Here is a 19924-nt window from a genome sequence, read left to right on the forward strand (position 1 = left end):
CGGCCCGCGTCGCGCAGGAGGAAGAAGTTGCTGTCCGCCTTTCTCAGTGCGTTCCGTACGCCTGACCTGCGCAAGAAGCTGCTGTTCACAGTAGGCATCATCGCGGTCTACCGGCTCGGCGCCACGCTGCCCAGCCCAGGCGTCTCGTACGGCAACGTCCAGAAGTGTCTCGACATCATCCAGGGCGGCGGCACCGGGGTGCTGAACCTGCTGGATCTCTTCTCCGGCGGGGCGCTGCTGCAGCTCTCGGTCTTCGCGCTGGGCATCATGCCCTACATCACCGCGTCGATCATCCTGCAGCTGCTGACGGTGGTCATTCCGCGGCTGGAGCAGCTCCGCAAGGAGGGTCAGGCCGGCCAGGCGAAGATCACCCAGTACACCCGGTACCTGACCCTGGGTCTGGGCGTCCTGCAGTCCTCCGCGTTCGTGGCGCTGGCCCGCTCCGGGCAGCTGTTCCAGAACCGCTGCGACCAGTTCCCGATCATCCCCCGGGACACCGGCATCCCGGACTGGCTGACCCTGGGCCTCCTGGTCATGACCATGACCGCTGGCACCGGTGTGGTGATGTGGCTCGGTGAGCTGATCACCGACCGCGGCGTCGGCAACGGCATGTCGGTCCTGATCTTCACCTCGATCGCCGCCCGGCTCCCCAGCGAGGGCTGGAAGATCAAGACCACCAAGGGCTGGGGGATGTTCTTCCTCGTCATCGCCCTGGTCCTGCTGGTCATCTGCGCGGTCACCTTCATCGAGCAGGCCCAGCGCCGGATCCCGGTGCAGTACGCCAAGCGCATGATCGGCCGGCGGATGTACGGCGGCACGTCCACCTACATCCCGCTGAAGGTGAACCAGGCCGGCGTTATCCCGGTCATCTTCGCCTCGTCGCTGCTCTACCTGCCGACGCTCGCCCTCCAGTTCTTCGACCAGACCAACCCGGGCAAGACCCAGGCCTGGATCCAGAACCACATCGTGAAGGCCAGCGCGCCGGAGCACATCGCGGTCTACTTCCTGCTGATCGTCTTCTTCACGTACTTCTACGTGTCGATCACGTTCAACCCGACCGAGGTCGCGGACAACATGAAGAAGTACGGCGGCTTCGTGCCGGGCATCCGCCCCGGCAAGCCGACCGCCGAGTACCTCGACTTCATCCTCAGCCGGATCACCCTGCCGGGCGCGCTCTACCTGGGCATCATCGCGATCCTGCCGAACTTCTTCTTCATCTGGCTCGACAACCAGCAGTTCCAGAACTTCCCGTTCGGCGGCACCGCTGTGCTCATCATGGTCGGCGTCGGTCTGGAGACCGTGAAGCAGATCGAGAGCCAACTCATGCAGCGGAACTACGAAGGGTTCCTGCGGTAGATGCGACTCGTTCTGGTTGGCCCGCCGGGCGCGGGCAAGGGCACACAGGCGGAGTTCATCGCCGCGCACCTCTCCGTGCCGAAGATCTCGACGGGCGACATCTTCCGAGCCAATGTCTCCCAGGGCACGCCCCTGGGGGTCGAGGCGAAGCGCTACATGGACGCCGGCAAGCTCGTCCCGGACGAGGTCACCATCAACATGGTGCGCGACCGGCTCGCCGAGCCCGACGCCAGCGAGGGTTTCCTGCTCGACGGCTTTCCGCGTACGACGCCGCAGGCCGCCGCGCTGGACAAGCTTCTCGCTGACCTCGGCACCGCGCTTGACCTGGTGCTGGAGTTGGTGGTCGACGACGACGAGGTGATCCGGCGGCTCTCCGGCCGGCGGACCTGCCGCGGCTGCGGCAAGATCTGGCACGTCGAGTTCGACGCCACCACGCGGGACGGGATCTGCGACCGCTGCGGCGGGGAGTTGTTCCAGCGGGACGACGACAAGCCGGAGACCATCGCGGCCCGCCTCCGGGAGTACGCGGAGAAGACCGCGCCGCTGGTCGACTACTACGGCGCCCAGGGCAAGCTGGTCGGCATCGACGCGACCGGGCCGGTGGAGGACGTCACCGTCCGTGCCATCGACGCCCTGCGGTCGTACAGCGGCTGACTGACGTCCCGCCGGATCTCCGACGGATAGAGTGCGAACAGCGGGGTACGTCCGACGTGCCCCGCTGTTCCGCGCAACGAAAGGTAACGCCACCCATGCGTCGTCCCCAGCTGGACATCCAGCTGAAGACCCCGGACCAGATCGAGATGATGCGGGCCGCCGGTCTGGTGGTCGCCCGTGCGCTGCGGCTGATGCGGGAGGCGGTCGCCCCCGGCGTGAGCACCGCCGACCTGGATGCGATCGCCGAGTCCACCATCCGCGAGGCGGGCGCGACCCCGTCGTTCAAGGGCTACCACGGCTATCCGGCGTCGATCTGCTCCTCGGTGAACGAGCAGGTGGTACACGCCATCCCCTCGCCGAAGCAGGTGCTCCGTGACGGCGACCTGATCTCGATCGACTGCGGCGCGGTGCTGAACGGGTGGCACGGCGACGCGGCCATCACCGTCGGAGTCGGCGAGACCGACCCGGCCCTGCTCAAGATGGCTGCGGTCGCCGAGGACGCGATGTGGGCCGGGATCGCCGCCGCCGCCCGCGGCGCGGCGAGTGGGAAGGGGCGGCTCACCGACATCTCGCACGCGGTGGAGCACGCGGTCCGCAAGGCCGGGCGGTACGGCATCGTCGACGGGTACGGCGGGCATGGCATCGGCACCGAGATGCACCAGGATCCGCACGTGCTCAACCACGGCCGCCCGGGCAAGGGCCCCCGGCTGGTGCCGGGCATGGCGTTGGCCATCGAGCCGATGATCACGATGGGTTCGCCACGCACCGTCGAGCTGGCCGACGGGTGGACGGTGGTGACCCGGGACGGGTCGATGGCGGTGCACGTCGAGCACTCGATGGCCCTGCTGAAGGACGGCGTGTGGGTGCTGACGGCCGAGGACGGCGGCCGGGCCCGGCTCGGCGACCTGGTCACTTCCCGTCAACCGGCGAGCTCTCCGGCCGTCTGATCAGCCCCGCGCGGCCCGATCCGTTTGCGCCGTCGGGTCCCTAGGGCGTCGACTGCGCGGTTCCGCCCCGGTTGCACACCCCTGTCGTGCTCGCCGACGGCTGAGCCGTTTGGTTCGGTAGGGGGCCCTGACGGCAAGTGGTGTGCCGATGTCATGCTTGCCGTCATGGACGGGCGGAGTGGGATGCGGGCGGCCGACGCCGACCGTGAGGCCACGGCGGAGCGGCTTCGGGTGGCCCTGGAGGAGGGCCGGCTCAACCTGCACGAGTACGACGAACGCCTGGGCCGGGCCTACGGTGCGAAGACGTACGGCGATCTGGACGCGGTGCTGGCGGACCTGCCCGGGCCTGCGCCGGCCGAGCGGTCGGCCCTGGCGCCCGTGCAGCGCGGCACCGAGCCCGCCCCGGTGCCCGAGGACGAGCCGGTGGCGGCGCCGGCCGCCAGCGCGACCCGGTGGCTGATCGAGGCGTGGCTGCCCTGGCTGCGGGTGGCCGGGATCCTGACCGCGGTCTGGCTGTTCTCCTGTCTCGGCGCGCGGGAGCTGTTTTTCTACTGGCCGGTCTGGGCGCTCGGCCCCTGGGGTTTTGTGCTGCTGATGCGTACTGCGGGCGGCCTGGCCACCGGCGAGCCCCGACGCGCGGCCGAGCGCCGGGAGCACCGGGAGGCGGAGCGCCAGGAACGACGGGAGGACCGTCGGGAGCGGCGGGAGACGGAGCGCCGGGAGCGGCGGGAGGCCCGTCGGGAGCGGCGGGCGGGTGACGCGGGGGACCGGTAGCGGCAGCCCCCGCGACAGGCGCCGATGTGGCTGGCGTCACAACAGCCCGGCGCGGCTTGACGGATTTCCACTCGCCGCGTGGCCGGATGCTCGGTCGGTTTGGCGACGGCCCGCAGGCGGGCGTACACTTTTGGATCGGCGCACAGCGTCCACTCCGGCATGCCCACCAGCGCTTCGGTGGGATTCGGAGCCGCGGCTGGCGCGGGTTCTCTGATCTTGGTCAGTTCACCCGTGTAAGACGTTGTGGGCCGTCCGGAAGCAACCGACGTCAGGACAGCGGAGGACATGCCGAAAAAAGACGGAGCCATCGAGATCGAGGGTCGGGTCATCGAGCCCCTGCCGAACGCCATGTTCCGCGTGGAGCTCGCGAACGGCCACAAGGTGCTGGCTCACATCAGCGGCAAGATGCGGCAGCACTACATCCGCATCCTGCCTGAAGACCGGGTCGTCGTCGAACTCTCGCCGTACGACCTGACCCGCGGGCGCATCGTCTACCGCTACAAGTAATCCTGACGACGGCCGGGACGTCCCGTGTCCGTCTTCGACGTCCGGCGTCGCGCATCGTCGCGCCTCCGGGCCAGATGGGAAGTAAGGCAACCGTGAAGGTCAAGCCGAGCGTCAAGAGGATCTGCAACAAGTGCCGGGTGATCCGCCGGCACGGCCGGGTCATGGTCATTTGCCAGGACCCGCGCCACAAGCAGCGCCAGGGCTGAACCAGTCCCACCGGCCGTGACACGGCCGGTCGGATTCGGTCCGGGCCGCAGATCCTGACAACATCATCAGCTCGTCCCAGCCGCGAGCGGTACGCATTGCGTACTCCCCTCGTGGTTGACCCCCGGTCGGAGGCCGGGGCCCGCTCGGGCAGCGACCGAACCCGGTCGCCGGCGCGGATCGCGCCGGAAGGACAGGGCCGGTCGGTAGCGGGGTGGGACGGGTCCACACCTCCGCCACAACATCACGAGGAGTACGCCCGCACATGGCACGTCTAGTCGGCGTGGATCTCCCCCGCGAGAAGCGGATGGAGATCGCGCTCACCTACATCTTCGGGGTCGGCCGCACCCGCGCCCTGGAGACGCTCGCCGCCACCGGCATCTCGCCGGACAAGCGCGCTCGGGACCTCACGGATGAGGAGCTGGTCCAGCTCCGTAATCACATCGAGGGCAACTACAAGGTTGAAGGTGACCTGCGCCGCGAGGTCGCCGCTGACATCCGCCGCAAGGTCGAGATCGGCTGCTACGAGGGCATCCGGCACCGCCGGGGCCTGCCCGTGCGTGGCCAGCGGACCAAGACCAACGCGCGGACCCGGAAGGGCCCGAAGCGGACCGTCGCCGGCAAGAAGAAGCCCGGCAAGAAGTAATTAGGAGCGCACAGACTTATGCCACCGAAGGCTCGTGCCGGGGCCGCCGTCAAGAAGGTCCGGCGCAAGGAACGCAAGAACGTCGCCCACGGGCAGGCGCACATCAAGAGCACCTTCAACAACACCATCGTGTCCATCACGGACCCGACCGGTGCTGTCATCTCCTGGGCCTCCGCCGGACAGGTGGGCTTCAAGGGCTCCCGCAAGTCGACTCCGTTCGCCGCGCAGCTGGCCGCCGAGGCCGCCGCGCGTCGGGCCATGGAGCACGGCATGCGCAAGGTCGACGTGTTCGTCAAGGGCCCCGGCTCCGGCCGGGAGACCGCGATCCGTTCGCTGCAGGCCGTCGGGCTGGAGGTCGGGCAGATCTCCGACGTCACCCCGCAGCCGCACAACGGGTGCCGTCCGCCGAAGCGTCGCCGGGTCTGAGAGGTAGAGAGAGATGGCTCGTTACACCGGTGCTGACTGCCGCCGTTGCCGGCGGGAGAAGATGAAGCTGTTCCTCAAGGGCAGCAAGTGCGATGGCCCGAAGTGCCCGTTCGAGTCCCGGCCGTTCCCGCCCGGGCAGCACGGCCGCGGCCGCACCAAGGAGACGGAGTACCTGCTCCAGCTCCGCGAGAAGCAGAAGGCCCGCCGGGTCTACGGCGTGCTGGAGAAGCAGTTCCGCGGTTACTACGAGGAGGCCGTGGCCAAGCCGGGCAAGACCGGTGAGGTCCTCCTGCAGATCCTCGAGTCGCGGCTGGACAACGTGGTCTACCGGGCCGGCTACGCCAAGTCCCGGGACATGGCCCGTCAGCTGGTCAAGCACGGTCACCTCACGGTGAACGGCAAGAAGGTCGACATCCCGTCGTTCCGGGTCAAGGAGCACGACATCGTCGAGGTGCGTGCGAAGAGCAAGGAACTCACCCCGTTCCTGGTGGCGCAGGGTGAGGCCGGCTCGCGGACCGTCCCGGCGTGGCTGGAGGCCATTCCGAGCCAGCTGAAGATCCTTGTGCACTCGCTCCCGGCCCGCCAGGTGATCGACACCCAGGTCCAGGAGCAGCTGATCGTCGAGCTCTACTCCAAGTAAGGGCTCGTTGCGGTGGTCCGCCCCGCCCGGGGCGGGCCACCGGAACAGTTTGTGTCGTGGGCGTCATATGGCGGGCGCCCCGGAAGAGAAGAGAAAAGATGCTCATCAGCCAGCGACCGACCCTCTCCGAGGAGTCGATCAACGAGACCCGGTCCCGGTTCACCATCGAGCCGCTGGAGCCGGGCTTCGGCTACACCCTGGGCAACTCGCTGCGGCGTACGCTGCTGTCGTCCATCCCGGGTGCGGCCGTCACCTCGATCAAGATCGACGGTGTGCTGCACGAGTTCACCACGATCCCCGGGGTCAAGGAGGACGTGGTCGAGCTCGTCATGAACATCAAGGAGCTCTGCGTCAGCTCCGAGCACGACGAGCCGGTCAGCATGTACCTGCGCAAGCAGGGCCCGGGCGACGTGACCGCCGGTGACATCCAGCCCCCGGCCGGTGTCTCGGTGCACAACCCGGACCTGAAGCTCGCCACCTTGAACGGCAAGGGCCGGCTCGACATGGAGCTGACCGTCGAGCGGGGCCGGGGCTATGTCACGGCGGCGCAGAACAAGCAGGCGGGCGCCGAGATCGGCCGGATCCCGGTCGACTCGATCTACTCGCCGGTGCTCAAGGTGACGTACCGCGTGGAGGCGACCCGCGTCGAGCAGCGGACCGACTTCGACCGGCTGATCATCGACGTCGAGACCAAGCCGTCGATGGGCCCGCGTACCGCGCTGGCCTCGGCCGGCTCGACGCTGGTGGAGCTGTTCGGGCTGGCCCGGGAGCTGGACGAGACCGCCGAGGGCATCGACATCGGGCCGTCCCCGCAGGACGCCCAGCTGGCGGCGGACCTGGCTCTGCCGATCGAGGAGCTGGACCTCACCGTCCGCTCCTACAACTGCCTCAAGCGCGAGGGCATCAACTCCGTTGGTGAGCTGATCGGGCGTACCGAGGCGGACCTCCTCGACATCCGGAACTTCGGTCAGAAGTCGATCGACGAGGTCAAGATGAAGCTCGCCGGGATGGGCCTGGGGCTGAAGGACTCGGCTCCGAACTTCGACCCGGCGCACGTCGTGGACGCCTTCGGCGAGGCCGACTACGACACCGACGACTACCGCGAGACCGAGCAGCTCTAAGTCCGGCTGCCGCCACATCTGAGGAGCACCAACAATGCCCACGCCCACCAAGGGCCCCCGCCTCGGCGGCAGCCCCGCGCACGAGCGGCTGATGCTGGCCAACCTGGCCATGTCGCTGTTCCAGCACGGCAAGATCCAGACCACCGAGACGAAGGCCCGGCGGCTGCGTCCGCTGGCCGAGCAGCTGATCACCAAGGCCAAGCGCGGCGACCTCGCCTCGCGTCGGCGGGTGCTGGCCGTCGTCAAGGACAAGGACGTGGTCTACACCCTGTTCGACCAGATCGCGCCCCGGTACGCCAACCGCAACGGTGGCTACACCCGGATCGTGAAGACCGGTCCGCGCAAGGGTGACGCCGCTCCGATGGCGATCATCGAGCTGGTGGAGGAGCTTCAGGTCGCCGAGCCGAAGGCGAACAAGAAGACCGCCGCCCGCAAGGCCGCGCAGCAGGACAAGGTCGAGGCGCTGGCCCCGGCCGAGGAGACCCCGGCGGCCCCGGCCGACCAGGACTCCGAGCCGCCGGTGCACGCCTCCGGCGACACCGCCCAGGCGCGCGAGGACGACGACGAGGCCACCGAGAAGAAGGCCTGAGCAGAGTCAGCATCGTCGGGCCCGGCACCCCTGTCTGGGGTGCCGGGCCCGACGGCGTCAACGGGAGGTACGAGGTGGACGAGCGGACCCGGCTGCGGCTGGACGTCTCGTACGACGGCACCGACTTCTCCGGCTGGGCCGCCCAGCCCGCCCGGCGTACCGTCGCCGGGATGCTCGTCGAGACGCTGGACCTGGTCCTCGGCGCGGGCACCGCGACCGGGCTGACCGTGGCCGGCCGGACCGACGCCGGCGTGCACGCCACCGGCCAGGTCTGCCACCTCGACCTGCCGGCCGAGGTCTGGCGGCAGCACGAGGGAAGGCTGCTGCGCCGGCTGGCCCGGCTGCTCCCGCCCGACGTGCGGGTACGCGCGATGGCTGAGGTGCCCGCCGACTTCGACGCCCGCTTCTCGGCCACCTTCCGCCGCTACGAGTACCGGGTCACCGACGCCCCCTGGGGTGCCGAGCCGCTGCGCCGGACGGACACCCTGGCCTGGCCGAGGCCGCTCGACGTGGCGGCGCTGAACGACGCGGCGGCCGGCCTGGTCGGGGAGCACGACTTCGCCGCGTACTGCCGGCGCAAGGAGAACGCCACCACCCTGCGTGAGGTGACCCGGCTGGACTGGCGGCGGGACCCGGACGGCATCCTCGTCGCCACCGTGCAGGCCGACGCGTTCTGTCAGAACATGGTGCGCAGCCTGGTCGGCGCGATGCTGGTCGCCGGGGACGGCCGTCGGCCCGTCGAGTGGCCGGCCGGCCTGCTGACCCGCCGGGAACGGTCCAGTGAGGTCACCGTCGCGCCGGCACACGGGCTGGCCCTGGTCGAGGTCGGCTACCCGGCGGACCCCGCCGAGTACGCGCGCCGCGCCGTGCTCACCCGCCGGCTCCGCGTGCCGGTCGCCGAGGGCTGACCGCACCGGCACCACCGCCGACGACGGGTCCGCGTGAGTTGACCACAAGGGCCCGCCGTCCCGTTGTGGACGACGGGCCCCCGCGTCAGGGTCAGTTACCGGACGGGCCGCCCTGGCTCGCGATGCCGTCCGTCGGGCCCGCGGTGGGCTGGCTGGCCACCCCGCCGTTCGCCCGCCGATCCAGCACGCTGCGGTTCAGGTAGACCTCGATCATGTCGTACAGGATGTCGCGGCTCTTGGCGTCGGTGGAGCTGATCCGTTCGCCGTCGACCCGGGTGACCATGCAGTAGGCGATGTAGTGGCCGCGTACCTGCCAGCCGACCCGCGCCGCGGCCCGGGTCACGGACTCGGTGTCGCTGCCGGCGGCCAGGCCCTGGAACCGGCCCTGTCGCTCATCGAGCATCTGCCGGATCCGGTCCCGGGCCCGCTGTGCGTCGGCCACGTCGGTGAGGTTGAGCAGCCCGGCGGTGAGCAGGTGATCGCCGTCCGGGGAGCGAAGGGTGGCCCGGACCACCTGGTTACAGCCGAGTCGGACCAGCAGGTCCCCGACCTCGCCGGTCGCCGCGACCGTGCAGTTGGCGCTGGCCTGCGTCTTGAGCACCTGATACGCCGCCCCGCCGGCGCCGACCACCAGCCTGTTGCCGGGGAAGACCTCCTTGACGGTGAGCGCCAGTTGGTCGGTGTCCCGGGAGGCGAGGTCCCGCGTGTCGGCCGTGGCGGACTGCTCGGCCACGGGCTGGTCGCTCGGCTGGGAGGACGGCGGTGTCTTGGACTGATCCTGGAGCAGGGTGGCTGCGGCCAACCCGCAGAGGGCGAGCAGCGCGACCACGGCCGCGCCGCCGATCAGCACCTGCCAGGCCCGGCCGCCGCCGCGCTGGCGACCCACGCGGCGGGACTGGGGCAGGTCCAGCGGGTCGGTCGCCGAAAGGACCGGAACCGGGGGCGCCGACACCGGGGGCGCCGACACCGGGCGCGGTGCGGCGTGCACCGGGCGCGGCTCGGCGTCCATCGGGGGCGGCGCGGCGTATGCCTGGGGTGGCGCGGACTGCATCGGGGGTGGCGCGGCATGTGCCTGGGGTGGCGCGGACTGCGTCGGGGGTGACGGGGCGTATGCCTGGGGTGGCGCGGACTGCACCGGGGGCGGCGCGGACTGCGTTGGCGGCGGCGCGGTGTCCATCGGGGGCTGCGCGGCATATGCCGGGGGTGCGGCATAGGTCGGGGGCGGCGCGGCGTATGCCTGGGGTGGCGCGGACTGCGTCGGGAGCGGCGCGGTCGCCGGCGGCGGAGCCGGAGCGTTCGTTCGGGGCGCGGCCGGGGCGGCCAGCGATCGGGGCGGCGCCGGGGTGACGGCGGCGGCGGGCCGGGCGGGCCGGGCGGGTCGGACCGGCGGTGGCAGCGACGGGGTGGGGAAGCGGGACGGTGAGGGGCCGGCGGACGGAGGCACCGGTGCGCCGGGCGCGGACGGATCCGACCCGGGCCTCGGGTAATCCAGGAAGGCGTCCTCATCGGACTCGTACCGATACACCATGTGGGTTACAGTAGGGCCGATTATCCCTTTAGAGGGGAATTTTGGGAAATCCCGGCGGAGTGGCGTGCCGGAGCCGGTCGTACCATCGCCAGCCCCGACCCGGGGCGGTGCGACAATGCCGACGTGACCGGCGACCACTACTTCACCGCTGAACCCGCGACCGCCGCCCAGCCGCGCGAGGTCGAGTTCGACGTCGCCGGCCGGGACTACACCCTCGCCTCGGCCGCCGGTGTCTTCTCGGCCGACCGCCTCGATCCCGGCACCGCCGTACTGCTGCGCAAGGCCGAACTGCCGGCCGGCGACGCCACCGGCCCGCTGCTCGACGTCGGCTGCGGCTTCGGGCCGATCACCTGCGTACTGGCCACCTGCGCGCCGTCCGCCGCCGTGTGGGCGGTCGACGTCAACGAACGGGCCCGCGACCTCACCGTCGCGAACGCCGCCCGGGTGGGGGCCGCCGACCGGGTTCGGGTGGTCGCGCCGGACGACGTACCGGCCGATGTTCAATTCGCCCAGATCTGGTCCAACCCGCCGATCCGGATCGGCAAGCCGGAGCTGCACGAACTGCTGCTGCGCTGGCTGCCCCGACTCGCCCCGGACGGGGTGGCCTGGCTGGTCGTCGCCCGGCATCTCGGCGGGGACTCGCTGCACCGCTGGCTGGTCGAGCAGGGCTGGCAGGTGGAGCGGCACGCCAGCCAGAAGGGATACCGGGTGCTGCGGGTCACCCGATAATCGAGTGTCGCCCGGCCGGTCGCTCGGGCACGATTCCCGCGTGGGTTACGTGGACGTGGCAGGCGCCGGGCACATCCTCCCGGACGGTCGAGAGCTCTTCGCCGAGGTGTCGTTCCGGGTCGGGGAGGGTGCCAAGGTGGCCCTGGTCGGGCCGAACGGCGCCGGCAAGACCACCCTGCTCCGGATGGTCGCCGGTGACCTGCCGGTCAAGACCGGGGCGATCGCCCGCGCCGGCGGCCTCGGCGTGATGCGGCAGTTCATCGGCATGATCGGTGACGACTCGACGCTCGCCGACCTGGCACTCTCGCTCGCTCCGCCGCCGCTGCGTGACGCCGGCCAGCGCCTGGCCGAGACCGAGGCGGCCATGCGGGCGGCCGAGGTCCGCGGCAAGTACAGCACCGCCGCCGGCAAGGCCCAGCTCGCGTACGCGGATGCCCTGGCCGCCTGGGGCGAGCTCGGCGGGTACGACGCCGAGGTGCTCTTCGACACCGTCGCCACGATCGTGCTCGACCTGCCGTGGGACGCGGCCCGAGACCGTCCGGTGCGTACCCTCTCCGGCGGTCAGCAGAAGCGTTTCGCCCTGGAGTTGCTGCTCCGGGGCACCGACGAGGTGCTCCTCCTCGACGAGCCGGACAACTTCCTCGACGTGCCGGGCAAGCGCTGGCTGGAGGCGCGGCTGCGCGAATCCGGCAAGTCGGTGCTCTACGTCTCGCACGACCGGGAACTGCTTGCCCAGACCGCCGACCGGGTCGTCGCTGTCGAGGGCGGCAGCGCCTGGGTCCACCCGGGCGGCTTCGCCAGCTGGCACGAGGCGCGGGTGGCCCGGCACGCCCGCCTCGACGAACTCCGCAAGCGCTGGGACGAGGAGCACCAGAAGCTGCGCGAGCTGATGCTCATGTACAAGCAGAAGGCCGCGTACAACTCCGACATGGCCTCGCGTTACCAGTCGGCGCAGACCCGGTTGCGCAAGTTCGAGGAGGCCGGTCCGCCGCCCGTACCCCCGAAGGACCAGGACATCCGGATGCGGCTGACCGGCGGGCGAACCGGCAAGCGCGCGGTGATCGCCGAGCAGCTCGAGCTCGACGGCCTGACCTACCCGTTCGATCTGGAACTCTGGTACGGCGACCGGGTCGCCGTGCTGGGCGCGAACGGGACCGGCAAGTCGCACTTCCTGCGCCTGCTGGCCCGCGGCGGCACCGACCCGGACCCGGCCAACACCCCGGTCGACGGGGCGGCGGCGCTCGCGCCGGTCACCCACGACGGCGTGGTACGCCTCGGTGCCCGGGTCCGGCCCGGCCACTTCTCGCAGACCCACGACCGTCCGGAGCTCATGGGGAAGACGCTTGTCGACATCCTGTGGCGGGGCGACGACCACCGGGCCGGGATGGACCGGCACGCGGCGATGGCGGCGCTGTCCCGGTACGAGTTGGCCGGGCAGGGCGACCAGCGGTTCGGCACCCTGTCGGGCGGGCAGCAGGCGCGTTTCCTGGTGCTGCTTTTGGAGCTCTCCGGCGCGACCCTGCTGCTGCTCGACGAGCCCACCGACAACCTCGACCTGGCCTCCGCCGAGGCGCTCGAGGCGGGCTTGAACGCGTTCGAGGGGACGGTGATCGCGGTGACCCACGACCGCTGGTTCACCCGATCCTTCGACCGATTCGTGCTGTTCCGCAACGACGGTGAGGTAATCGAAACCCCCGACCCGGTCTGGGACGTGGCGTGAAAGAAGGGGACCCCTGTTAACGCCTTCTGTCGTACCGGGGCCCCCTGATAACGGCTGGCATAGAGTGGATCTCGTGAGTGACATGATGTACCGCCGGCTGGGCGACTCCGGGCTCGTGGTGTCCGTGGTCGGCATCGGCTGCAACAACTTCGGCCGCAAGCTCGACCTCGACGGCACCCGGGCGGTGGTCGACGCCGCGCTCGACGCCGGGATCAACTTTTTCGACACCGCGGACATCTACGGCGAGCCGCAGGGCAGCTCCGAGGAACTGCTCGGGCAGGCGCTCAAGGGCCGCCGCGACGACGTGGTGGTCGCGACCAAGTTCGGCATGGACATGCACGGCTTGAACGGACCGGACCACGGTGCCCGGGGCGCTCGCCGCTACATCGCCCGGGCGGTCGAGGCCTCGCTGCGCCGGCTCGGCACCGACCACATCGACCTGTACCAGATGCACGAACCCGACCCGGGCACCCCGATCGACGAGACGCTCGCCGCGCTGGACGACCTGGTCCGCGCCGGGAAGGTCCGCTACCTGGGCAACTCGAACTTCGCCGGCTGGCAGATCGCCGACGCCGACTGGACCGCCTCCTCCCAGGGGCGGGCCCGGTTCATCTCCGCCCAGAACCACTACTCACTGCTGGAGCGCGGCGTGGAGGCCGAGGTCATCCCCGCCTGCGAGCGGTTCGGCCTGGGCATGCTGCCGTTCTTCCCGCTGGCCAACGGCCTGCTCACCGGCAAGTACAAGCGCGGTGAGGCACCGCCGGCCGGCAGCCGGCTCTCCGGCGGCGGCCGGTACGCCGAGCGGCTCGCCGCCGCGAACTGGGACACGATTGAGGCGATCGAGGGATACGCGGCCGAGCGGGGGCTCACCGTGCTCCAGGTGGCCATCGGCGGGCTCGCCGCCCGGCCGGCGGTGACCTCGGTGATCGCGGGTGCCACCACCCCCGATCAGGTACGCGCCAACGCCGAGGCGGGCGCCTGGCAGCCCACCGACGAGGACCTCGACGCACTCGACGCCATCCTCTGACCCAGCGACCCCCTCGCTGCCCCGGCTCCGCGCGACGGTGCCGGGGCAGCGCCGTTTCGGCCGGACAGCATGGCGTGACTGGGCCGGCACGCACCGCCAGCACCCTCCACAGCTGACAGTGGGTGGGAGAAACGTCACCCGATCTTGGTGGATCCGGATCGGCGTCGTACGGTAGGCCACAAGTGACCCACGGGAGCCCGGTGCATCGGGCTGAGAGGGAGGCATGCAGCCTCCGACCGTCGAACCTGATCCGGGTAATGCCGGCGCAGGGAGGAGTGTTGCCGTGCCGTCCCTGGGACGACTGCATCTGATCACCGATACCCGCCCGGGGCGGGACCCCCTCGGTGTGCTGCGCGCCGCGCTGCCGGTGGCCCGTTCCGAGCTGGTCGTACAGGTCCGGGTGGCGGACGACGCCACCGACCGAGAGGCGTACGAGCTGGCCCGCCGGGTCGTCGCGCTGTGCCGGCCGTACGAGGCGACGTGCCTGGTCAACGACCGGCTGCACGTGGCGCTCGCGGTGGACGCCGCCGGTGGTCACGTCGGCGCGGACGACCTGCCGGTGCGGGCCGCCCGCCGGGTGCTCGGCCCCACCGCCGTGCTCGGCGCCACCGCCCGGGAGCCGGTCGCCGCGCTCGCCGCGGTCGCCGCCGGAGCCAGCTACCTGGGCGTCGGCCCCTGCCAGGCCACCACCACAAAGGCGGGATTGCCGGACCCGATCGGCCCGAACGGGGTAAGGGCGGTCACCGACGCGGTGGACGTACCGGTGATCGCGATCGGCGGGGTGACCGTCGCGTCGATGCCGGCGCTGCGCGCCGCCGGGGCGTACGGGGTGGCGGTGGTCGGGGCGCTGTCAAACGCGGCCGACCCCGCTCGGACCACGGCCGAGCTGCTCGGGGCGCTGACGTGTTGACAGGGGACCCCTCCTCTACCGCAGGCGTTAACAGGGGGCCCCTCCTTCCGGATGTGGCGGTGGTGGGGGCGGGGCCGGTCGGGCTGGCGATCGCGTGGCGGTGCGCGCAGCGCGGGCTGCGGGTGGTCGTCCATGATCTGGCACCGGGTTCCGGGGCGGCGCACGTTGCGGCGGGGATGCTGTCGCCGGTAGCCGAGGCGTACTTCGGTGAGCACGAGCTGACCGGTCTGCTCGTCGACTCCGCCGCCCGCTGGCCGGCCTTCGCGGCCGAGTTGGCCGACGCCGCCGGCACCGACATCGGGTACCGCACCGACGGCACGCTGGTGGTCGGGCTGACCGCCGACGACCTGGCCGAGGCGCGTCGGCTCTGGTCGTACCAGCAGGGGTTGGGGCTGTCGATCACGCCGCTGGGGCCGTCGGCGCTGCGGGACCGGGAGCCGGCGCTGGCCCCGCGGGTGCGCGGCGGCGCGGTCGCTCCCGGCGACCACCAGGTCGACCCGCGTCGGCTGGTGGCCGCGTTGCGGGCGGCGGCCGAGCGTGCCGGCGTCGCGCTGCGCCCCGCCCCGGTCGCCCGGCTCTCCGACGTGGACGCCCGGGTCACCGTGGTCGCCGCCGGCTGCGGCGCGGCGGCGCTCACCGGGCTGCCGGTCCGGCCGGTGAAGGGGCAGGTGCTCCGGCTCCGCGCGCCCGGTCGCGGCGCGCCGGGCTTCCGGCATGTGATCCGGGGGTACGCCGACGGCGAGTCGATCTACCTGGTGCCCCGGGACAGCGGGGAGGTGGTGGTCGGGGCGACCGTCGAGGAACGCGTCGACACCGAGGTGACCGCCGGTGCGGTGCTCCGGCTGCTCCGCGCCGCCGTCGACCTGGTCCCCGAACTGGCCGAGTACGACCTGGTCGAGGCGTCCGCCGGGCTGCGCCCCGGTACGCCGGACAACGCACCGATCATCGGGCCGCTCCCCGGCCGGCCGGGGGTGCTCGCCGCCACCGGCCACCACCGGCACGGAATCGTGCTCACCCCGGTCACCGCCGACCTGGTCACCGAAATGATCGTCACCGGCCGGCCGGACCCGCTGCTCGCCCCGTTCAGCCCGGACCGGTTCGTACCCCAGAAGGAGCGCAGGTGGAACTGATCGTCAACGGCGTCGGGCGGACCGTGCCCGGCGGAGCGACCGTGGCCGACGTGGTCCGGGAGGTCACCGAGCAGCGGCGCGGCCTGGCGGTCGCGGTCAACGGCGAGGTCGTGCCGCGCGGCGGCTGGTCGGCGACCACGCTGCGCGACGGCGACCGCGTCGAGGTGCTCAGCGCCGCCCAGGGCGGGTGAGCGCGATGCCGTTCGAACTCGGCGGGGTCGCCTTCGGCTCCCGGCTCATCCTCGGCACCGGCGGTGCCGCCAACCTGCACGTGCTGGAGCAGGCGATCCGTGCCTCCGGCACCGAGATGGTCACGCTGGCGCTACGCCGGGTGGACACCGCGCCGGGCACCGCCGGCGGCCTGCTCGGCCTGCTCGACCGGTGCGGCGTACGGCTGCTGCCGAACACAGCCGGCTGCTACACCGCGTCAGAGGCGGTGAAGGTGGCCCACCTGGCCCGGGAGGCGTTCGACACGGACTGGGTGAAGCTGGAGGTGATCGGCGACGAGCGCACACTCCTGCCCGACGGGGTGGAGCTGCTGCGTGCCGCCGAGGACCTGGTGGCGGATGGGTTCACCGTGCTGCCGTACACCTCGGACGATCCGATCCTGGCCCGGCGGCTGGCCGATGTGGGCTGCGCGGCGGTGATGCCGGCCGGCGCCCCGATCGGCTCCGGCCTGGGCGTGAGCAACCCGCACCACATCCGGCTGATCCGGCAGAGCGTGGACGTGCCGGTGATCCTGGACGCCGGCATCGGCACCGCCTCGGACGCCGCGCTCGCCATGGAGCTGGGCTGCGACGCGGTGCTGCTGGCCAGCGCGGTCACCCGAGCCGCCGACCCGGTGGCGATGGCCACGGCCATGCGATACGCGGTAGAAGCCGGGCACCTGGCCCACAACGCCGGCCGCATCCCCCACCGCCTCCACGCCCTCCCCTCCACTCCCCACGAGGGAAGGCCGACCCTGTGAGCCGGATGTCGCACATCGCGGCTTCGGCTCTGGATCTTGGTGGGAAATGGCCCCTGGAGGGGCCGCTATCTTCCAAGATCTCGGGCCTCGTGCCGTCCGGCGTCGTGCTGCTCACGGATCGGTGGGGGGCGCGGGGGGCGTTGGGTGAGGTGGTCGCGGCGGCGGTGGGTGGGGGAGTGCGGTGGGTGGTGCTGCGGGAGAAGGACCTGCCGCGCCCGGAACGGGCCGCGCTCGCCGCCGAACTGCGGGCGGTCCTGGCCGAGGTGGGCGGCACCCTGATCGTCGCCGGGCCGGACCCGCTCGACGGTGACGCCGTGCACCTGCCCGCCGCCGGCCCGTACCCGCCGCCGGCCGTCGGACTCGTCGGCCGCTCCTGCCACGACACCACCGAGTTGGCCCGGCTCACCACAGAGGACTACGCCACCCTCTCGCCCGTTTTCCCCACGAAGACCAAACCCGGCTACGGCCCACCCCTCCTCCCGGCGGGGCTTACCGACCTGACCCGGCTCAGCCCGGTGCCGATCCTCGCCCTAGGCGGAATCGAGACACCGGCACAGGTGCAGGCGTGCGTCCAGGCAGGAGCCGTCGGCGTCGCGGTGCTCGGCGCCATCATGCGCGCCAAAGACCCAGCTGAAGCAGCCACCACGCTGACCGAAAGCTTCCGCAACGCCACCACCCCGCTGGGCAGCGCCTTTCACGAGGCGGTCGCCGCCCCCAACCGCAACCACCAAGGGGGAGACGTGACACCGCAGACAGTCCTCACCATCGCCGGCAGCGACTCCGGCGCGGGAGCGGGCATCCAGGCCGACCTCAAGGTCTTCGCCGCCCTCGGGGCGTACGGCACCAGCGTGCTCACCGCGATCACCGCGCAGAACACCCGCGGCGTCGACGCCGTCCTGCCACTGCCCCCGCAGGCCGTCCGGGACCAGCTCGACAGCGTGCTCGGCGACTTCGACGTACGCGCGGTCAAGACCGGCATGCTCGGCACCCCGGCGGTCGCCGACGCGGTGGCCGAGGCGGCGGAGGCGGGCCGGCTGCCCCGGCTCGTCGTCGACCCGGTGCTGGTCGCTACCAGCGGGCACCGGCTCGGCGTGGTGGAGGCGGTCCAGCGGTTGCTGCCGTACGCCGAGGTGGCGACGCCGAACTGCGCGGAGGCCGCAGCCCTCACCGGACACCCGGTGACCACGGTCGAGGAGATGGTCGCGGCGGCCGAGGCCCTTGCCGCCGCCGGCCCGGCGCACGTGGTGGTGACCGGCGGCGACGCGGACGTGGCGGGTGAGTCGGTGGACGTGCTGGTCGGCGGCGGGCGAACCACGCTGCTGCGGGGGCACCGGGTCGACACCCGGCACACCCACGGCACCGGCTGTTCGTTCTCGGCGGCGATCGCCGTCCGGCTGGCGGCGGACGACCCGGTACTGGTCGCGGTCACCGCCGCCAAGGAGTACGTCACCCGCGCGCTGGCCGGCGCGCGGGACTGGGAGCTGGGCGCGGGACCCGGCCCGCTGGACCACTTCGGCTGGTCCGCATGAGGCGACAGGAGACTGCCATGCAGGCACGACGCAAGGTCTACGTCGAGGGGTCACGGCCGGACATCCGGGTGCCGTTCGCCGAGGTGACGCTGACCGGGGACAACCCGCCGGTGCGGCTCTACGACACCTCGGGCCCCGGCTCCGACCCGGTGGTGGGGCTGCCACCGCTGCGCGGACCGTGGATCGCCGAACGGGGTGACGTCGCGCCGGCGCGCGGCGCGGGCACCCCGCTGGCCGGCGCCGACGGAAAACGCCCGACCCAGCTCGCGTACGCGCGGGCCGGGCTGGTGACGCCGGAGATGGAGTTCGTGGCGATCCGGGAGGGCATGTCGCCGGAGTTCGTCCGGGACGAGATCGCCGCGGGGCGGGCGGTGTTGCCGCTCAACGTCAACCACCCCGAGTGCGAGCCGGCGATCATCGGCAAGGCGTTCCTGGTCAAGGTGAACGCCAACATCGGCACCTCGGCGGTCACCTCCTCGGTCAGCGAGGAGGTGGAGAAGCTGACCTGGGCCACCCGGTGGGGCGCGGACACCGTGATGGACCTGTCCACCGGCAAGCGGATCCACGAGACCCGCGAGGCGATCGTGCGCAACTCACCGGCGCCGATCGGCACCGTCCCGATCTACCAGGCGCTGGAGAAGGTCGGCGGCGACCCGGTGAAGCTGAGCTGGGAGGTGTTCCGGGAGACCGTCGTCGAGCAGGCCGAGCAGGGCGTCGACTACATGACCGTGCACGCCGGGGTGCGGCTGCCGTACGTGCCGCTGGCCGTGGACCGGGTGACCGGGATCGTCTCCCGAGGCGGCTCGATCATGGCGGCCTGGTGCCTGGCCCACCACGAGGAGAACTTCCTCTACACCCACTTCGCGGAGCTGTGCGAGATCCTCGCCCGCTACGACGTGACGTTCTCGCTCGGCGACGGGCTGCGGCCCGGGTCCATCGCGGACGCCAACGACGAGGCGCAGTTCGCCGAGCTGCGGACCCTCGGCGAGCTGACGGAGGTGGCCTGGGCACACGACGTGCAGGTGATGATCGAGGGGCCTGGGCACGTGCCGATGCACAAGATCAAGGAGAACGTGGATCTCCAGCAGGAGTGGTGCCACGAGGCGCCGTTCTACACGTTGGGCCCGCTGACCACGGACATCGCGCCCGCCTACGACCACATCACCTCGGCGATCGGCGCCGCGATGATCGGCATGTTCGGCACCGCGATGCTCTGTTACGTCACCCCGAAGGAGCACCTCGGCCTGCCGGACCGGGACGATGTCAAGGCGGGCGTGATCGCGTACAAGATCGCGGCGCACGCGGCGGACCTGGCCAAGGGGCACCCGGGAGCGCAGGCCTGGGACGACGCGCTGTCCAAGGCCCGGTTCGAGTTCCGCTGGGAGGACCAGTTCAACCTCTCGCTGGACCCGGAGACCGCACGGTCCTACCACGACGCGACGCTCCCCGCCGAGCCGGCCAAGACGGCGCACTTCTGCTCGATGTGCGGCCCGAAGTTCTGCTCCATGAAGATCACTCAGGAGCTGAAGGACTACGCGGCGCGCGGCATGCGGGACAAGTCCGGCGAGTTCCGGTCCGCCGGTGCCCGGGTGTACCTGCCGTTGGCCTGAGC

Annotated in this window: 22 protein-coding genes, 1 pseudogene and 1 riboswitch; of the genes and pseudogenes, 22 read left to right on the forward strand and 1 reads right to left on the reverse strand. The window is 71.6% G+C overall.

Annotated elements, in window-relative coordinates; translation table 11 throughout:
- The first annotated feature begins 27 nt into the window (after positions 1–27).
- The 12 genes from secY to truA all read left to right on the forward strand — a co-directional run bounded on the left by secY (position 28) and on the right by truA (position 8772).
- The gene (gene secY, locus AB0C02_RS04800; protein WP_357541202.1) at positions 28–1356 is read left to right on the forward strand and encodes a preprotein translocase subunit SecY; all 1329 of its coding nucleotides are present in this window, start codon (positions 28–30) and stop codon (positions 1354–1356) included.
- On the forward strand, positions 1357–2010 hold the full coding sequence (locus AB0C02_RS04805) for an adenylate kinase (protein ID WP_357541204.1): 654 nt from the start codon (positions 1357–1359) through the stop codon (positions 2008–2010).
- Positions 2011–2105: 95 nt separating this feature from the next.
- Positions 2106–2957, forward strand: coding sequence for a type I methionyl aminopeptidase (gene map, locus AB0C02_RS04810; protein WP_357541206.1), 852 nt, complete (start codon positions 2106–2108; stop codon positions 2955–2957).
- A 165-nt stretch (positions 2958–3122) separates the two neighbouring features.
- Positions 3123–3731 (forward strand): DUF1707 domain-containing protein, encoded by a 609-nt coding sequence (locus AB0C02_RS04815; RefSeq protein WP_357541208.1) that lies wholly within the window; start codon positions 3123–3125, stop codon positions 3729–3731.
- A 285-nt stretch (positions 3732–4016) separates the two neighbouring features.
- On the forward strand, positions 4017–4238 hold the full coding sequence (gene infA / locus AB0C02_RS04820; protein ID WP_007073013.1) for a translation initiation factor IF-1: 222 nt from the start codon (positions 4017–4019) through the stop codon (positions 4236–4238).
- A 92-nt stretch (positions 4239–4330) separates the two neighbouring features.
- Entirely contained in the window at positions 4331–4444 is a 114-nt protein-coding gene (gene rpmJ, locus AB0C02_RS04825) for a 50S ribosomal protein L36 (protein WP_073834917.1), read from the forward strand.
- 263 nt (positions 4445–4707) lie between these two features.
- Complete coding sequence (rpsM, locus tag AB0C02_RS04830) at positions 4708–5088, forward strand: 30S ribosomal protein S13 (protein ID WP_073834916.1); 381 nt, start codon at positions 4708–4710, stop codon at positions 5086–5088.
- Positions 5089–5106: 18 nt separating this feature from the next.
- Positions 5107–5514 (forward strand): 30S ribosomal protein S11, encoded by a 408-nt coding sequence (rpsK, locus tag AB0C02_RS04835; protein ID WP_007073011.1) that lies wholly within the window; start codon positions 5107–5109, stop codon positions 5512–5514.
- 13 nt (positions 5515–5527) lie between these two features.
- A complete protein-coding gene (gene rpsD, locus AB0C02_RS04840) occupies positions 5528–6154 on the forward strand; it encodes a 30S ribosomal protein S4 (protein WP_357541210.1) in 627 nt (208 codons plus the stop codon).
- 98 nt (positions 6155–6252) lie between these two features.
- Positions 6253–7275, forward strand: coding sequence for a DNA-directed RNA polymerase subunit alpha (locus AB0C02_RS04845; protein ID WP_013735931.1), 1023 nt, complete (start codon positions 6253–6255; stop codon positions 7273–7275).
- A gap of 34 nt (positions 7276–7309) precedes the next feature.
- Positions 7310–7864, forward strand: coding sequence for a 50S ribosomal protein L17 (gene rplQ / locus AB0C02_RS04850; protein ID WP_357541213.1), 555 nt, complete (start codon positions 7310–7312; stop codon positions 7862–7864).
- A gap of 74 nt (positions 7865–7938) precedes the next feature.
- Complete coding sequence (truA, locus tag AB0C02_RS04855) at positions 7939–8772, forward strand: tRNA pseudouridine(38-40) synthase TruA (RefSeq protein WP_357541215.1); 834 nt, start codon at positions 7939–7941, stop codon at positions 8770–8772.
- A 91-nt stretch (positions 8773–8863) separates the two neighbouring features.
- Here the strand turns inward: truA and AB0C02_RS04860 are convergent, their stop codons facing one another.
- Positions 8864–10300, reverse strand: coding sequence for a hypothetical protein (locus tag AB0C02_RS04860; protein ID WP_357541217.1), 1437 nt, complete (start codon positions 10298–10300; stop codon positions 8864–8866).
- Positions 10301–10423: 123 nt separating this feature from the next.
- On the opposite strand from AB0C02_RS04860, the gene AB0C02_RS04865 reads away from it, so the two are divergent.
- The 10 genes and pseudogenes from AB0C02_RS04865 (at position 10424) to thiC (ending at position 19922) form a co-directional block, all read left to right on the forward strand.
- Entirely contained in the window at positions 10424–11029 is a 606-nt protein-coding gene (locus AB0C02_RS04865) for a methyltransferase (RefSeq protein WP_357541219.1), read from the forward strand.
- A 40-nt stretch (positions 11030–11069) separates the two neighbouring features.
- Positions 11070–12749, forward strand: coding sequence for an ATP-binding cassette domain-containing protein (locus tag AB0C02_RS04870; RefSeq protein WP_357541221.1), 1680 nt, complete (start codon positions 11070–11072; stop codon positions 12747–12749).
- A gap of 64 nt (positions 12750–12813) precedes the next feature.
- Positions 12814–13776: an aldo/keto reductase gene (locus tag AB0C02_RS04875; protein ID WP_357541223.1), complete on the forward strand. Its 963-nt coding sequence runs from the start codon at positions 12814–12816 to the stop codon at positions 13774–13776.
- A 180-nt stretch (positions 13777–13956) separates the two neighbouring features.
- A riboswitch (TPP riboswitch) is annotated at positions 13957–14065 on the forward strand.
- Positions 14060–14686 (forward strand): thiamine phosphate synthase, encoded by a 627-nt coding sequence (locus AB0C02_RS04880; protein ID WP_357541225.1) that lies wholly within the window; start codon positions 14060–14062, stop codon positions 14684–14686. (Overlaps the previous riboswitch by 6 nt.)
- Complete coding sequence (gene thiO / locus AB0C02_RS04885; protein ID WP_357541227.1) at positions 14680–15816, forward strand: glycine oxidase ThiO; 1137 nt, start codon at positions 14680–14682, stop codon at positions 15814–15816. Before AB0C02_RS04880 ends, thiO begins: the two co-directional genes overlap by 7 nt.
- Positions 15807–16007: a sulfur carrier protein ThiS gene (gene thiS, locus AB0C02_RS04890; protein WP_357541229.1), complete on the forward strand. Its 201-nt coding sequence runs from the start codon at positions 15807–15809 to the stop codon at positions 16005–16007. Before thiO ends, thiS begins: the two co-directional genes overlap by 10 nt.
- A complete protein-coding gene (locus AB0C02_RS04895; protein ID WP_357541231.1) occupies positions 16004–16783 on the forward strand; it encodes a thiazole synthase in 780 nt (259 codons plus the stop codon). The genes thiS and AB0C02_RS04895 overlap by 4 nt, the downstream gene beginning before the upstream one ends.
- 77 nt (positions 16784–16860) lie before the next feature.
- Positions 16861–17424 (forward strand): annotated as a pseudogene (locus AB0C02_RS04900) (thiamine phosphate synthase); the annotation flags it as partial.
- Between the two features lie 99 nt (positions 17425–17523).
- Entirely contained in the window at positions 17524–18312 is a 789-nt protein-coding gene (gene thiD, locus AB0C02_RS04905) for a bifunctional hydroxymethylpyrimidine kinase/phosphomethylpyrimidine kinase (protein WP_357541794.1), read from the forward strand.
- Between the two features lie 17 nt (positions 18313–18329).
- Positions 18330–19922: a phosphomethylpyrimidine synthase ThiC gene (thiC, locus tag AB0C02_RS04910; protein ID WP_357541233.1), complete on the forward strand. Its 1593-nt coding sequence runs from the start codon at positions 18330–18332 to the stop codon at positions 19920–19922.
- The last annotated feature ends 2 nt before the right edge of the window (positions 19923–19924 follow it).

Origin of the sequence: Micromonospora sp. NPDC048999 (genome assembly GCF_040649295.1) — a bacterium.
Lineage (GTDB): Bacteria > Actinomycetota > Actinomycetes > Mycobacteriales > Micromonosporaceae > Micromonospora.

What these genes read in the sequence shown, in the direction of transcription:
- AB0C02_RS04805 (WP_357541204.1), top strand. Translation starts at nt 1,357, where the DNA reads ATGCGACTCGTTCTGGTTGGCCCGCCGGGCGCGGGCAAGGGCACACAG.
- map (WP_357541206.1), top strand. Translation starts at nt 2,106, where the DNA reads ATGCGTCGTCCCCAGCTGGACATCCAGCTGAAGACCCCGGACCAGATC.
- AB0C02_RS04815 (WP_357541208.1), top strand. Translation starts at nt 3,123, where the DNA reads ATGGACGGGCGGAGTGGGATGCGGGCGGCCGACGCCGACCGTGAGGCC.
- infA (WP_007073013.1), top strand. Translation starts at nt 4,017, where the DNA reads ATGCCGAAAAAAGACGGAGCCATCGAGATCGAGGGTCGGGTCATCGAG.
- rpsM (WP_073834916.1), top strand. Translation starts at nt 4,708, where the DNA reads ATGGCACGTCTAGTCGGCGTGGATCTCCCCCGCGAGAAGCGGATGGAG.
- rpsK (WP_007073011.1), top strand. Translation starts at nt 5,107, where the DNA reads ATGCCACCGAAGGCTCGTGCCGGGGCCGCCGTCAAGAAGGTCCGGCGC.
- rpsD (WP_357541210.1), top strand. Translation starts at nt 5,528, where the DNA reads ATGGCTCGTTACACCGGTGCTGACTGCCGCCGTTGCCGGCGGGAGAAG.
- AB0C02_RS04845 (WP_013735931.1), top strand. Translation starts at nt 6,253, where the DNA reads ATGCTCATCAGCCAGCGACCGACCCTCTCCGAGGAGTCGATCAACGAG.
- rplQ (WP_357541213.1), top strand. Translation starts at nt 7,310, where the DNA reads ATGCCCACGCCCACCAAGGGCCCCCGCCTCGGCGGCAGCCCCGCGCAC.
- AB0C02_RS04860 (WP_357541217.1), bottom strand. Translation starts at nt 10,300, where the DNA reads ATGGTGTATCGGTACGAGTCCGATGAGGACGCCTTCCTGGATTACCCG.
- thiC (WP_357541233.1), top strand. Translation starts at nt 18,330, where the DNA reads ATGCAGGCACGACGCAAGGTCTACGTCGAGGGGTCACGGCCGGACATC.